The 13,318-nt window shown below is 62.5% G+C and carries 13 protein-coding genes; 7 read left to right on the top strand and 6 right to left on the bottom strand.

Translation table 11 applies throughout. The features are described from left to right. Positions 1–78: 78 nt before the first annotated feature. Positions 79–783 (top strand): HU family DNA-binding protein, encoded by a 705-nt coding sequence (locus tag ABIB36_RS10950; RefSeq protein ID WP_084348564.1) that lies wholly within the window; start codon positions 79–81, stop codon positions 781–783. A 91-nt stretch (positions 784–874) separates the two neighbouring features. Here the strand turns inward: ABIB36_RS10950 and ABIB36_RS10945 are convergent, their stop codons facing one another. From ABIB36_RS10945 to cofC, 3 genes are read right to left on the bottom strand one after another with little or no spacing between them, the layout of a single operon-like run. Further along, complete coding sequence (locus ABIB36_RS10945) at positions 875–1,810, bottom strand: NUDIX hydrolase (RefSeq protein WP_084348565.1); 936 nt, start codon at positions 1,808–1,810, stop codon at positions 875–877. Beyond that, on the bottom strand, positions 1,810–4,047 hold the full coding sequence (locus ABIB36_RS10940) for an RNA degradosome polyphosphate kinase (RefSeq protein ID WP_084348566.1): 2,238 nt from the start codon (positions 4,045–4,047) through the stop codon (positions 1,810–1,812). The genes ABIB36_RS10945 and ABIB36_RS10940 overlap by 1 nt, the downstream gene beginning before the upstream one ends. A gap of 60 nt (positions 4,048–4,107) precedes the next feature. Continuing rightward, positions 4,108–4,758 (bottom strand): 2-phospho-L-lactate guanylyltransferase, encoded by a 651-nt coding sequence (gene cofC, locus ABIB36_RS10935; protein ID WP_256895912.1) that lies wholly within the window; start codon positions 4,756–4,758, stop codon positions 4,108–4,110. Between the two features lie 122 nt (positions 4,759–4,880). On the opposite strand from cofC, the gene ABIB36_RS10930 reads away from it, so the two are divergent. Next, on the top strand, positions 4,881–5,879 hold the full coding sequence (locus ABIB36_RS10930; protein WP_084348567.1) for an NAD(P)H-dependent glycerol-3-phosphate dehydrogenase: 999 nt from the start codon (positions 4,881–4,883) through the stop codon (positions 5,877–5,879). Positions 5,880–5,931: 52 nt separating this feature from the next. Next, complete coding sequence (locus ABIB36_RS10925; protein ID WP_084348568.1) at positions 5,932–7,038, top strand: D-alanine--D-alanine ligase family protein; 1,107 nt, start codon at positions 5,932–5,934, stop codon at positions 7,036–7,038. 9 nt (positions 7,039–7,047) lie between these two features. On the opposite strand, the gene ABIB36_RS10920 is transcribed toward ABIB36_RS10925, so the two are convergent. Beyond that, on the bottom strand, positions 7,048–7,647 hold the full coding sequence (locus ABIB36_RS10920) for a DUF3515 domain-containing protein (RefSeq protein ID WP_373270558.1): 600 nt from the start codon (positions 7,645–7,647) through the stop codon (positions 7,048–7,050). Between the two features lie 193 nt (positions 7,648–7,840). Here ABIB36_RS10920 and ABIB36_RS10915 point away from each other — a divergent pair, with 193 nt between their 5' ends. From ABIB36_RS10915 to ABIB36_RS10905, 3 genes are all read left to right on the top strand, one after another. Further along, positions 7,841–8,818 (top strand): thiamine-phosphate kinase, encoded by a 978-nt coding sequence (locus ABIB36_RS10915; RefSeq protein ID WP_502944887.1) that lies wholly within the window; start codon positions 7,841–7,843, stop codon positions 8,816–8,818. 78 nt (positions 8,819–8,896) lie between these two features. After that, positions 8,897–9,421, top strand: a complete 525-nt coding sequence (locus tag ABIB36_RS10910) for a gamma carbonic anhydrase family protein (RefSeq protein WP_354559494.1) — start codon at positions 8,897–8,899, stop codon at positions 9,419–9,421. Beyond that, positions 9,418–10,110 carry a uracil-DNA glycosylase gene (locus ABIB36_RS10905; RefSeq protein WP_084348572.1) on the top strand — a complete coding sequence of 231 codons (693 nt, stop codon included), beginning with the start codon at positions 9,418–9,420 and terminating at the stop codon, positions 10,108–10,110. The genes ABIB36_RS10910 and ABIB36_RS10905 overlap by 4 nt, the downstream gene beginning before the upstream one ends. Positions 10,111–10,121: 11 nt before the next feature. On the opposite strand, the gene ABIB36_RS10900 is transcribed toward ABIB36_RS10905, so the two are convergent. Both ABIB36_RS10900 and rpmB read right to left on the bottom strand, forming a co-directional pair. Next, entirely contained in the window at positions 10,122–10,943 is an 822-nt protein-coding gene (locus ABIB36_RS10900; RefSeq protein ID WP_502944878.1) for an enoyl-CoA hydratase/isomerase family protein, read from the bottom strand. A gap of 128 nt (positions 10,944–11,071) precedes the next feature. Beyond that, positions 11,072–11,263 carry a 50S ribosomal protein L28 gene (gene rpmB / locus ABIB36_RS10895; protein WP_084348574.1) on the bottom strand — a complete coding sequence of 64 codons (192 nt, stop codon included), beginning with the start codon at positions 11,261–11,263 and terminating at the stop codon, positions 11,072–11,074. Between the two features lie 347 nt (positions 11,264–11,610). Here rpmB and ABIB36_RS10890 point away from each other — a divergent pair, with 347 nt between their 5' ends. Next, entirely contained in the window at positions 11,611–13,272 is a 1,662-nt protein-coding gene (locus tag ABIB36_RS10890; protein WP_502944888.1) for a DAK2 domain-containing protein, read from the top strand. Positions 13,273–13,318 lie beyond the last annotated feature (46 nt).

Here is a 13,318-nt window from a genome sequence, read left to right as displayed (position 1 = left end):
CATAGACTCTTGACGACTTGGGGTTTACCGTTGTAGTAGTCGGTCCGACGATGGACCACAATATTGCGGAGGAATTCCATGAACAAGGCAGAGCTGATTGACGCCCTGACCGAGAAGTTGGGGTCGGATAGGCGGAGCGCCACAGAGGCTGTCGAGAACATCGTCGACACCATCGTGCGTGCGGTCCATCGCGGCGAGAGCGTAACCATCACTGGTTTCGGCGTCTTCGAGCAGCGTCGTCGTGCGGCGCGTGTCGCCCGCAACCCGCGCACCGGTGAGACGGTTCGGGTAAAGCCGACCAATGTCCCCGCATTCCGTCCGGGCGCTCAGTTCAAGGCAGTGATCGCCGGCGGACAGAAGCTTCCCGCAACCGGACCCGCAGTAAAGCGTGGATCCGCTTCGGCGCCAGTCAAGAAGACTGCTGCAGCGAAGAAGACGGCCGCCAAGAAGGCCGCAGTCAAGACCACGGCACGCAAGACCACTGCCGCGGCCAAGAAGGCTGCACCGGTCAAGACCGTCGCAAAGAAGACAGCGCCGGCCAAGACCGTCGCGAAGAAGGCAGCTCCCGCCAAGACGGTGGCACGTAAGACAGTGGCCAAGAAGGCTCCCGCGAAGGCGCCTGTCAAGAAGGCCACGACCACTGCGGCAGCGAAGAAGGCTCCGGCCAAGACTGCAGCGAAGAAGGCTCCGGCCACTGCTGCAGCGAAGAAGGCTCCGGCCAAGACTGCAGCGAAGAAGACCGCGGCAAAGAAGGCCCCGGCAAAGCGCGCAGCTCGCAAGTAGTTCGTCGATTCAGTAATCGACGAACGGACAGAGAGCAGGGCCCAAGCAGATACTGCCTGGGCCCTGTTTTCGTGTGTGAGGATCTACTGGTTCAATCCCCGGCCGGAATCACCGGCAATGGACTGGCAAGGTGGTCTGCTGCAATCAACCGACCACCGTGGAGTGAAAGTACCCAGACGCTGCCCTTGCGGTTCCGGTTCGGCGGGAGTTTCACGCCGTCCTCATCGGCCCACGACTGCAACAGATCCGGGATGACTTTCCCCTGGCTGCAAATTGCTCGGACACCACCCGCCGACGCGATCGCACGTGCACGCTCGCGCGCACCCGCGGGATCCTCCCAGTAGCCTTCCTCGGAGAGGAGCGGCTCCAAGGTGATCTCTTCGCCGAGCCGATCGGCCAAAGGTTGCACTGTTTGAACACAACGTCGCCTGTCGGCGGAGTGGACGCCGTCGGCTCCGAATGCCAAGAGCTGAGCGACCAGTGCGTCGGCCTGAGATTGTCCGACCTTGTCCAGCGGCCGCAACGTGTCGTCGCCTTTGTATCGTGAGCGTCGCCCGGCGCGCCCATGTCTGACGAGAAGGACGGTGTCGGTGTCGGGCGGCTTCTCGAGAAATCTACGGAGGATCTTCCGATCCATCGGGTACGACAACTCCTCCGATGCCTCGGTCGGTGAGACCCAGCGGAGCTCGTCGACTTCGTCGTTCGGTTCGAACTTGCCGTCGTATGCTTCTGCCGCCCAGTAGTCGACCTTCTTTATCCGTCTATGCCCGGGAACGGGATACGTGACCTTCGACAGGTATCGCCCGAAGCGTGCGGCGAACCCGGTCTCCTCCTCGACCTCTCGGACGGCCGCCACCACCGCAGTCTCTCCTGGATCGATCTTCCCTTTCGGAAAAGACCAGTCGTCGTACTTCGGCCGGTGAACGAGTGCGACGCTGATCTCTCCGTTCACGCTCTGAGATTTTTGCCACAGAACCGCCCCGGCGGCAAAGATGTTGGCAGGCAGTGGCGTGCTGCGGTTTGCCATTACGAAGCCTGGTTTCGACGACTACGCATCAATTCCTGTTGGTGTTCACGGACCTTCTCGCCATGGGCGGGGGACGCTGCCCAGCCTCCGTCCGCTCTCAGTTCCCAGCAACGAGTCGTCGGATCCAAAGCAGACTCGAAAATTTCGTCCAGCTGATGAGTGAGGCGTGGATCCTTCACCTGCGCCATGACTTCGACTCTACGGTCGAGATTTCGGTGCATCATGTCCGCGCTTCCGATCCAGAACTCATCGGCACCCCGAAAATTCAGTACACGCGAGTGCTCGAGGAATCTACCGAGAATGGAACGTACTTCGATGTTCTCACTCAGGCCGGGTACACCCGGCTTCAGTGCGCAGATTCCGCGTACGACGACCTGAACCGAGACACCGGCCGCCGATGCGCGATAGAGCGCATCGATCACTTGCTCGTCGACGAGGGCGTTGGCCTTGAGCCGAATTCCCGCCTCGCCGCCCGCCAGCTTGCGCTCGATCTCGCCTTCGATACGTTCCACGATGCCCCGGCGCACCCCGTAGGGAGCTACGAGGAGGTTGCGATAACTGGTCTTTCGCGAGTACCCCGTCAAAGAGTTGAACAGATCCGTGAGATCGGCGCCGATCTCGGGCGAGGAGGTCAACAAGCCCACGTCCTCGTAGATTCGAGCGGTCTTCGGGTTGTAGTTGCCGGTTCCGATGTGGCAGTACCGTCTGATCACAGAGCCTTCGCGGCGAACCACCAAGCACGTCTTGCAGTGCGTTTTCAGTCCTACGAGTCCATAGACGACATGGACCCCTGCCTTTTCGAGCTTGCGCGCCCATTCGATGTTGGCTTGCTCATCGAATCTTGCCTTGATCTCCACGAGTGCCACCACCTGCTTGCCCGCACCTGCGGCATCGACGAGAGCGTTGACGATGGGGGAGTCGCCGGACGTTCGATACAGAGTTTGCTTGATGGCGAGAACCTGGGGGTCGGCCGCAGCTTGCTCGATGAAGCGCTGAATGCTGGTGGAGAAAGAGTCGTAGGGGTGATGTACCAGTACGTCCCCGTCGCGAAGGGTGGAGAAGACACTTTTGGGAGTTTCACGTTCCCCGAATGCCGGATGCGTTGCAGGTACGAAAGGCGCATCCTTAAGGTTCGGCCGGTCCACGCCGTACACCTGCCACAGGCATGAGAGGTCGAGCAAGCCGGGCACCTGAATCACGTCACCGGGGTCGACATCCAACTCTCGCAGCAGCAATTCGAGCATGTGCTCGGTCATGTCGTCTGCGATCTCGAGTCGAACGGGAGAGCCGAATCTGCGACGCGCGAGTTCGCGCTCCAATGCTTGGAGGAGATCCTCGTCTCGATCTTCCTCTACCTCGAAGTCGGCGTTGCGAGTGATGCGGAAGGCGTGGCTTTCCACTACGTCCATACCAGGGAACAGCACATCGAGATGTGCGGAGATCACTTCCTCCATCGACAGAAACGCATCGATGCGATGGCTGCCGTCGCCGCGTCGTACTCGGACGAAACGATCGACGTTGTCCGGCACCTTGACGCGTGCGAAGTGCTCACCCGAGGTGGCGTAGTCCTTCACTGTCACAGCAAGATTGAGGCTCAACCCGCTGATGTAGGGGAACGGGTGAGCCGGGTCGACGGCGAGCGGGGTGAGGACCGGAAACACTTGTTCGTGGAAATAACCGGACAGACGCTCCCTCTCATCCGCATCGAGATCGGACCAGCGGATGATCGCGATGCCCTCGGAAGTCAGCTCGGGGAGTATGGCGTCGAGGAGGACGCGAGCATGGCGGTGTGCAAGCTGTTGAGTGCGCTCACCGATCAGAGCCAATTGTTCACGCGGTGTGAGACCGTCCGCGGAGCGGACCGACAACCCTGTCTCGTCGCGGCGCTTCAGGCCTGCCACTCGCACCATGTAGAACTCGTCCAAATTGGACGCGAAGATGGCGAGGAACTTCGCTCGCTCCAGAAGCGGTAGAGATGAATCCTCCGCGAGAGCGAGGACGCGGGAGTTGAAGTCGAGCCAGCTCAATTCCCGGTTCAGGTACCGGTTCTCGGGCAGTGCGTCCGCGGCGTCCAGAGAATCGAGCGCAGTAGTCGCAGGAAGCGACGTCGGATTACCTGGCGTCGGGTTCGTCGGCGGTGCACTCGACTGCACTGTGTCGGTGCTGCCGTCCGACTCTGACGATCCGGCGGCGGCGGCTGGTCCTTCACTGTTGCTCACCGTCCGATCATCCCCCATTCGGGTGGACTGTGAAACTCGGATCGGTGAATTGTCCGGGTCTACTTGGTCGGCGATACCTCACCAACCGAGCGAGTGCAGCACTTCCGTCGTTTTGCGACCCACACCCAGTTCGAAAGCGAGCCGAACGTCGGAGATCGTATCGACGTCCAGACGCAGTCCTGGCCAGTGGCCGTCGAGGTCGAGCGCACCGGAATCCTGATGACGTTGCGCCGATGCCGGGCCGAACAGCGGGTCGAAACGACCCGAACTGCCCTTGAGGATCAACGCTGCTGTGCCGGTTCCATGATGGTCGCTGACTATGGATCGGCCATTCGGTCGAGCACGCGCGTACGCCTGCGCCAATTCCTCGCTGCGCAGTGCGGGCAAATCGGCTTGGAGTGCAACGATGTCGAGTCCATCCTGCGCCCGGATTGCCGATGCAGCAGTGGAGAACGCAGAGTTGAGCCGTGTGGACGAGTCCTCCGAAGGATCGCTCGACGGCTCCCGCGCAACGCGCGCGCCCATGCTTTCGGCGATCTTTGCGACCGCGGGATCGGGAGTGACCACCGTGATCCCGACGACCGAGTCGACGGCCCGAGCGGCCTCGGCCGTATCGCGAAGCATCGCCACGACGAGCCGTGCACGATCGGCAGCGGTGAACGAGTCGGCCAACCGAGACTTGGCGCTAACCAGGTCCCTGACGGCAATCACCACGTGCGCTCTTCCCATGACGGTCCATTCTGTCAGCGACTCGAGTATCAGTGGAGTTCGGCCTCGGCAACGCCTCGGACAGATACTGTGGTCCGGCGTGGTCCACATGATTTCTTGGCAACCAAAGAAGGTGGCGTTCGATGACCAAAGCAGCGGTACTCGGTTCTGGATCGTGGGGAACCGCATTCGCGAAGGTGCTCGCGGACGCAGGCACCGACGTCACGATGTGGGCCAGACGTCCGGAGTTGGCCGAGTCGATCAACGATAGTCACGAGAACACGGACTATCTTGCGGGAATCACACTGCCGTCTTCGATCTCGGCGACGAGTGATCCAGGCCGTGCACTGGACGGTGCGGATATCGTCGTTCTCGCCGTACCGTCACAGTCGCTTCGGGACAACCTCGCCGTGTGGACCGACTCGATTCCAGCCGATGCAACCTTGCTCAGCCTCGCCAAGGGGATCGAGACCGGGACATTGCTACGTATGAGTCAGGTCATCAGTCAGGTGACCGGAGCCGATCCGAGCCGAATCGCAGCGTTGTCCGGCCCGAATCTCGCTCGGCCCATCGCCGAGGGACAGCCGGCCGCCACGGTTATTGCATGCTCGGACTCCAGACGTGCTCTAGAGGTTCAAAAGTCCTGTGCCACTGGATATTTCAGGCCGTACACTAATTCGGACGTCATCGGGGTCGAGATCGGTGGTGCGTGCAAGAACGTGATCGCGTTGGCGTGCGGCATGGCCAGCGGAGTCGGGTACGGCGAAAACACGCTCGCCTCGATCATGACTCGTGGTCTCGCCGAGATCATCAGGCTCGGTTCGGCGCTCGGGGCGAAACCCGCCACCCTTGCAGGCTTGGCAGGCGTCGGTGATCTGGTGGCGACCTGTTCGTCATCGCTGTCACGAAATCGATCCTTCGGGGAACGGCTGGGCGTCGGTGGGTCGATGGAGAGTGCCCAGGCGGCAGCGAACGGTCAGGTCGCCGAAGGCGTCAAGTCGTGCACCTCGGTGCGGGCTCTGGCGGAGAGTTACGACGTCGAGATGCCGTTGACCGACGCGGTGCACCGCGTGTGCCACAGCGGACTGTCGGTCCCTGATGCAGTGGGTCATCTGCTCGGCCGTCGGATCAAGCCCGAGTAGCGTCGGCGGGCCACGTCTAGGCCCCTCTTCGGGGTGACGGTACGGTTTCGCCGTGAGCAATCCTCGTACCAGAGTCGCCCTGATCTTCGGTGGTCGGAGCAACGAGCACGCCGTTTCCTGCGTATCCGCAGGTAGCGTGCTCGACAACATCGACCGTGAACGATACGACGTGATTCCCATCGGTATCACCACCGATGGTGCATGGGTTCTCGGTGCCACCGACGTCGACGAACTTGCCATCCACGGACGGTCCCTGCCGTCGGTGGACAAGAACGGTACGGCTCTGGCGTTGACAGCGGACCCCACCCGGCGCGGCGCCATCATCGGTCTGGGTGACGAGGACGCAGGAAAGATCTTGGCGTCGGTGGACGTCGTGTTTCCCATTCTGCACGGCCCGTACGGCGAGGATGGCACGCTGCAGGGTCTCCTCGAGCTCGCCACAATTCCCTACGTCGGGCCTGGAGTCTTCGCCAGCGCCGCAGGCATGGACAAGGAGTTCACCAAGAAGCTACTGGCATCGGAGGGGTTGCCGGTCGGCAAGCAGATCGTGCTCAGACGAGGCACCGACGCACTGACGGCCGACCAACAGGAGTCGCTGGGCCTGCCTGCGTTCGTCAAGCCGGCGCGTGGGGGATCGTCGATCGGTATCACGAGAATCGTCGCATGGGACCAGCTTCCGGCAGCGGTGGCAGAGGCTCGCCGACATGATCCGAAGGTGATCGTGGAGGCCGCAATTCACGGACGTGAAGTCGAGTGCGGAGTCCTCGAGTTTCCGGATGGATCCATCCGAGCAAGCGTCGTGGCGGAGATCAGAATGCCCGACGCCCTAGCCGACGATCACACGTTCTACGACTTCGACAGCAAGTACCTGGACAACGTGTGTGAATTCGACGTTCCGGCACTTCTGACCGAGGACATCAGCGCATCCATCCGGGCTGCAGCAGTCGACGCATTCCGTGCCTTGGACTGCCAAGGTCTGGCCCGCGTCGACTTCTTCGTCACAGATGACGGACCGGTGATCAACGAGATCAACACGATGCCGGGATTCACCTCGATCTCGATGTTCCCGAAGATGTGGAACGCAACCGGCGTCGATTATGGAACGCTGATCGACACCCTCATCCAGACCGCACTCGCGCGCGGCACCGGGTTGAGATAGTTCGGTTACCTACCGAAGTGGGGCTGGATCGAGAGGTGTCTGCGCGAGTGAGTCCGAAATCGCAGTAGAGGCATCTTGCAGCGGCGTGGGTCCGGACCCGTTCGGCACGGTCAGCGCCACGTACACCGGGCGATCTACTGCAAACCACGTGCTCGCCTCGATGCCCGAGTCGGCGCCGGAGACTTCGAACCACTGAACGCCGTTGATCACCTGTAAAGGCGCTGCGACATCGAATCCGTCGGGGCGGTTCAGGCCGCACCGCAAGACCACGGGCTCGGATGTGTCGTCGTCGAGCGCCCAGGCTCGGGTTGCGAGCGGTGCCGGATCGGCGAGCTCGACGGTCGCATAGTCGCCGAGTGATGCTGGTAAGGCATCGACGAGTGCGCTGCAGTCGGCACTGTCTGCAGCAGGAGCGTCGACCGGCCCAAGGGCCTCGGGTGCCCGCGTCGAGGTTCCGGATATCGATACCGCAGCCACGATGAACCCGACCATCAGGGCAACGGGAAGTGCGATCGCGGTCGCGATTACCGCGGGATGGCGCTTGTCGGGCGCGGGCTCGGGGGTGGGCTCGGGCGCGTGATCGTCGGTATTCATCGTCCTCGGTGTCATCAGGAGTCGTTGTCGGACATTCGACAGCTCAGCCTACTGGTGATCGGCCCGTCCGAAATCCGCCACCGTGACACCCAGGTAGTGTCGCGGTGGTTTCTCGCGCGCGTCGAAAGTAGTCAGGTCTCTGCTCGGCCGCAGCTGAGAGGTACCGCAGGGTCGGCGGCAAGCCTGCCGCACCAGATGTAGGAGGAAGATCATCGACGACGAAGATCGTGTCGAAGTCCGGCAGCGAACCGTTGCCGAGATCGGCGAATTCGCGGTTATCGAACGCGCCACTCGCGGGCGCGTGCAGACCGCGGACTCGATCCTGGGTCCGGGCGACGACGCTGCCGTTGTCGCCGCACCGGATGGCAGGGTCGTCGTGACCACGGATATGTTGGTGCAGGGCAGGCACTTTCGTCTGGACTGGTCCAGCCCGGTCGATATCGGCCGGAAGGCAATCGCACAGAACGGTGCGGACATCGCTGCGATGGGAGCGCGGTGCACCGGATTTCTCGTTGCTCTGGGGTGCCCGGCCGACACGTCCATCGACGTCACAGATGGCGTGACCGAAGGGCTGTGGCGGGAGGCGAGCCGAGCAGGCGCCGGAATCGTCGGTGGTGACCTCGTGCAGAGTGACAGCTTGGTGATTTCGATCACCGCGCTCGGGGACCTCGGCGGAAGATCTCCAATCCTGCGGTCCGGGGCGGAATCGGGCAACGTCGTTGCCGTCAGCGGACGGTTGGGGTGGTCGGCAGGCGGTCTCGCTGTGCTTCTCGCGGGATCGACGCGGCATCGCAGCCTCGTGGAATTCCATCGCGCTCCGCAACCCGACTATCTTCAGGGGATCTCCGCCGCGGTCGGTGGTGCGACATCTTTGACCGATGTGTCCGACGGGTTGATCGCCGATCTCGGCCATATCGCCCAAGCATCCTCGGTCGCCATCGATCTCCACAGTGAATCGATCACCCTGGACGAGGAGATCGTCGACGCCGCACACGATCTCGGGTCATCCGCGCTCGACTGGGCTCTCAACGGTGGAGAGGATCACTCGTTCGTAGGCACCTTCCCGGCGGATGCCTCGCTCCCCGCCGGGTGGATTCGGATCGGCTGGGTCCGCGAGGGTGCCGGGGTCACCGTCGACGGTCGGAAGTTCTCGGGCGGGAACGGGTGGTCGAGTTTCTCGACCTGACAGTCGAGGGTCGACTGCGCTGCCGTCGGCGGCTTCACCTGGGTCGGCCAAGTTTTTTGGACCTGTAAGTTGCAGGACATGGCAATCTACGCGCTCGGCGACCGTGAACCGCAGATACATCCCGACGCCTACGTGCATCCTGACGCTGTGATCATCGGAGCTGTGACACTGGCCGCAGGCTCGTCTGTCTGGCCGGGAGCAGTCCTTCGCGGTGACTACGGAACTATTTCGGTCGGCTCTTACACCAATGTGCAGGACGGAACGGTCTTGCACTGCACGCCGATCCACCCGACCGTGATCGGATCGAACTGCGTCCTCGGACACAACGCTCATGTGGAAGGGGCAATTATCGGTGACGATTGCCTGATCGCTTCCGGCTCGGTGGTCCTCAACGGCTCGACGATCGGTGCTGGTTCGATCGTCGGCGCCGGCGCGGTGGTTCCGTTCGGATTCGTAGTTCCAGAGCGACGGATGGCTCTGGGGGTACCCGCGAAAGTCCGCGAGGGATACGAGGTTCCGCTCGGTCACCTCGACATCAACGTGAAAATGTATGCGGCCAATGCCACCTACTACCGCGACTCGCTTCGGCGGTTGGACGTATGAGCGGTAGGACACTCACCGACATCGTCGAAAGTGGTTGGGCCACAGCACTTGCACCGGTGGAGGACCGGATCTCGGCAATGGGGGACTTTCTTCGAAACGAAATCACCGAGGGACGCACCTATTTACCGTCCGGTGAGAACGTGCTGCGCGCGTTCACAAGGCCTTTCGCCAACGTCCGTGTTCTCGTCGTCGGCCAGGATCCGTACCCGACACTCGGCCACGCTGTCGGACTGAGCTTCTCGGTTGCTCCCGACGTTCGCCCCGTCCCGCGGAGCCTCGCCAACATCTTCAAGGAGTATTCGAACGATCTCGGATTTCCGACGCCATCGAGCGGAGACCTGACGCCATGGGCGGATCAGGGGGTTCTCCTCCTCAACAGAGTCCTCACCGTCGAACCAGGGGTCGCCGCGTCGCACCGCAAGAAGGGGTGGGAAGCGGTGACCGAGCAGGCGATTCGAGCACTCGTAGCGCGCGAGGAAGCAGAAAGGCCGTCGGGACTCGTCGCTATCTTGTGGGGTCGCGACGCGGCCACACTCAAACCCATGCTGGGACGGACTCCCATCATCGAGTCCGTGCATCCTTCACCGTTGTCGGCATCGCGAGGATTCTTCGGCACCAAGCCGTTCAGTCGCACCAATGAGCTACTGATCGCCGGCGGATACGAGCCTATCGACTGGCGGCTTTCCTGACTGTGTGCGAGTCAGGAAAAATCGGGTCGACGCTTCTCGACGAAAGCATCGACACCTTCGCGGCCTGTGTGTCCAACCGCCGCCGCGGAGATCGACACGGCCTCGGCCTCCAATTGCTCGGCCAGAGTCCGGTGCTCCGAGTGCGCCAGCAACTCTTTCGCGCCGCGGTAAGCCGATGTCGGCCCGGCGGCGAACGTTCGAGCCAACCGCTCGGCCTCGCTCACGATGATGTCGTCGCCGACGAGCCGGCTCAGTAATCCGAGTCGCACGGCCTCTTCGCCGTTGAGGATCGAGTCGTTCAGGAGAATGTCACGCGCTCTGACCGAGCCCACGATGCGCGGCAAAGTCCAGGTCATCCCGCCATCCGGGGTGAAACCGATTCCTGGGTAAGCCGGACGCATCTTGGTTGCCCGCCCGCCGATGGCGACATCGGCGTGACAGACCAAACTCATCCCGGCACCTGCTGCCCATCCGTGCACACCGGCGACGACGGGAACTGTCGTGGCCGCCAGTTCCAGGACGAAGGCATGGAAGCCGTCGGCCACGGCGCGGACGTAACTTCCGCGATCGTCCGCTGAAGCGAAAGCTCGCACGTTGCCGCCCGCGCAGAAATTGGGGCCGGTACCGACGAGAAGAACGCATCCGACGCGAAGATCACCTGCGTTCACCGACCGAAGTGCCGCAGCCCCTTCGGTCATGGCATCGCCACTGAGCGAGGTGCCTGCAGCATCGGTCGACACGATGATCTTCAGGACGCCGTCAACCAGTTCGACATGATTCGTGCTTTCGAAGTTCGTCACAATCGCACTGTATCCGGCCGCATCGGTCGGCATCGACGGTGCCCTGACGATCGAGAAGCGATCGCGAGGACATCCTTGCTGAACTGCCGTGGCAGACAAGACAACTATGGCCTCACTGCTCCGAGAGCAGTGAGGCCATAGTCGAGTCTCGTGGGCGAAAGTCAGCCCCGAACCACCTTGCCTGCCTTGAGGCAGGACGTGCAGACGTTCATACGCTTGTTGTTGCCGGGGGCAACCTGTGCATGAACGGTCTGGATGTTCGGGTTCCAACGACGGTTGGTCCGTCGGTGCGAGTGCGAGACCGACTTACCGAAGCCGGGCCCTTTGGCGCATACGTCGCAGACGGCAGCCATAGTCGCGAACTCCTTGATAGATGATTGATCATTAACGTGCGGGCGATTGCTCCGAATAACTTCAGCAGACAGTACGCCGAACCACACCGGGCAACCCTGCAAGAATAGCGGGCGTAGCGGGAATTAACCAAACCGCGTCCAGACTCCACGTCGTGAGAGACGCTCGACGGAGTGCCGACCAGTGCCTGCAGTAGCTCGAGTCTAGGCTGACTCGTCGAAAGATGCTGGGTCATGGAAGGTCGGTGGCGCAGCCGAAACGAATGTGGGTTCTTTCAGCGAGAACTGGGGGCGAACAGGTGGTTGACGTGGTCGAGCACGGTGAGAAGTCCATGGCCGTCGGCAGTCCCATGTCCCCGCCCATGTCCTCTCTGGGGGTCGAGGGCATTCGGCTGTGGGCCTATAGATGTGTCGACGGCCTCACTGCTCGGTGCGACGAGATCAACGAACTGAATGTCTTCCCGATCGCGGACTCCGATACCGGGACCAATCTCGTGTTCACCATTCGTGCAGCGGTGGAGTCGATGCGGACCGCAGGCGCGGACGCCGATATCGCTGCCGTTTCGGCAGCGCTGGCACAAGGCTCCATAGCCGGTGCGCGGGGGAATTCCGGGGTGATCGTGTCTCAATTGCTGCGTGCCGTTGCAGAGGTTGCGGCCGACGGTGAGTTCGATGGAGCCGCGCTCACCCGTGCACTGGTTCGGGCGGCCGACCTCGTCGTCGACGTCGTGAGCGTTCCGGTGGACGGGACGATCGTCAGCGTGCTCGGCAGTTCGGCTTGCGCGGTCGCAAACCTCGATCAGCCGTGCGATATCGCAGCAGTGGCGCGCTGCGCGGCCGAATCGGCAGCCGTGGCACTCGACCGCACGCGCCACCAACTGCCGGCTCTTCGAGCAGCAGGGGTCGTCGATGCAGGCGCACTCGGTCTTCTCGTGATGCTCGACGCGCTCTGCGGTGTCGTGACCGGAAGCGAGCCGCCGCCGAGACAGCGCTACCACCGGCAAGTGACGACCGAGACCAGTCGCGCCGTGATGCCGAGATCGAACAATCGCCTCGATTCGGTGCAGGTGGGAGAGGCGATCGTCGGATACGAGGTCCTCTATCAGCTTTCCGATATCGACGACGACGCTGCGATCGAGTTGCGGCGAGCGCTGACAGAGATCGGTGATTCGGTGGTCGTCGCCGGTGACGGCAACGGTTCGTGGTCCGCTCATGTTCACACGGCCAATGCTGGTCTGGCCGTCGATATAGGCTTAGGTGCCGGGCGGATACACGGTGTGCGCATTGCAGCCTTCGGTACAGGGGAGGGCTGTGGCACGGCGGCTTCGACTCCGGACGACGGCGGGGAAGTCATCGGTCGAGAGATATTGGCGGTGGTCGCAGGTGAGGGTGCCGAGCAGCTGTACCTCGCCGAGGGCGCACACGTACTTCGTTGCGACACAACAGAGATAGGACCCACACAGTTGTGCGCGGCGATCGTCGGATCCAGGCACACGGAGGTCCTCGTTCTGCCGAACGGGGCATTGTCCGCCCAGGAGTTGGTGGCCGTCAGCGTCGCTTCACGCAACGCCGGCAAGGACGTTTTGATGCTTCCGTCGTCGTCGATGGTTCAAGGCCTGGCGGCACTCGCCGTCCACGACCCGACCAAAGAGGGAGTGGACGACGCATTCACGATGTCCGAAGCGGCGGCCGGGACCCGGTGGGCTTCGGTCCGAATCGCCGAGGGACGCGCCCTGACGTGGGTCGGGACATGTGAACCCGGTGACGGCCTCGGTTTGGTCGGGCGGGAAGTGGTGGTTATCGGGTCCGACGCGATCACGGCCGGATGTAGCCTGCTCGATCAATTGTTGTCGGCGGGTGGTGAGATGGTGACCATGCTGCTGGGGGAGTCCGCAGATGCCGAATTCGGTCAGCGGTTGGCCGCGTACGTCGCCGAGCATCATCCCGTCGTGGAGTTCGTCACCTATCGCGGAGGGCAGCCAGGAGACATGGCTCAACTCGGCGTGGAATGAGAACTTCGCACGAGAACCGGATCGAGAAGGTAAGGACGACAAGCGA

Source organism: Rhodococcus sp. UYP9, from assembly GCF_040547235.1.
Classification (GTDB): Bacteria; Actinomycetota; Actinomycetes; order Mycobacteriales; family Mycobacteriaceae; genus Rhodococcoides.
Note: the sequence above shows the minus strand (reverse complement) of the source record. Positions and strands in the feature narration are given on the sequence as shown.

What these genes read in the sequence shown, in the direction of transcription:
- ABIB36_RS10910 (WP_354559494.1), top strand. Translation starts at nt 8,897, where the DNA reads ATGGCAATCTACGCGCTCGGCGACCGTGAACCGCAGATACATCCCGAC.
- ABIB36_RS10920 (WP_373270558.1), bottom strand. Translation starts at nt 7,647, where the DNA reads ATGACACCGAGGACGATGAATACCGACGATCACGCGCCCGAGCCCACC.
- ABIB36_RS10930 (WP_084348567.1), top strand. Translation starts at nt 4,881, where the DNA reads ATGACCAAAGCAGCGGTACTCGGTTCTGGATCGTGGGGAACCGCATTC.
- ABIB36_RS10890 (WP_502944888.1), top strand. Translation starts at nt 11,611, where the DNA reads ATGTCCCCGCCCATGTCCTCTCTGGGGGTCGAGGGCATTCGGCTGTGG.
- ABIB36_RS10900 (WP_502944878.1), bottom strand. Translation starts at nt 10,943, where the DNA reads ATGCCGACCGATGCGGCCGGATACAGTGCGATTGTGACGAACTTCGAA.
- ABIB36_RS10945 (WP_084348565.1), bottom strand. Translation starts at nt 1,810, where the DNA reads ATGGCAAACCGCAGCACGCCACTGCCTGCCAACATCTTTGCCGCCGGG.
- cofC (WP_256895912.1), bottom strand. Translation starts at nt 4,758, where the DNA reads ATGGGAAGAGCGCACGTGGTGATTGCCGTCAGGGACCTGGTTAGCGCC.
- ABIB36_RS10950 (WP_084348564.1), top strand. Translation starts at nt 79, where the DNA reads ATGAACAAGGCAGAGCTGATTGACGCCCTGACCGAGAAGTTGGGGTCG.
- rpmB (WP_084348574.1), bottom strand. Translation starts at nt 11,263, where the DNA reads ATGGCTGCCGTCTGCGACGTATGCGCCAAAGGGCCCGGCTTCGGTAAG.
- ABIB36_RS10905 (WP_084348572.1), top strand. Translation starts at nt 9,418, where the DNA reads ATGAGCGGTAGGACACTCACCGACATCGTCGAAAGTGGTTGGGCCACA.
- ABIB36_RS10940 (WP_084348566.1), bottom strand. Translation starts at nt 4,047, where the DNA reads ATGGGGGATGATCGGACGGTGAGCAACAGTGAAGGACCAGCCGCCGCC.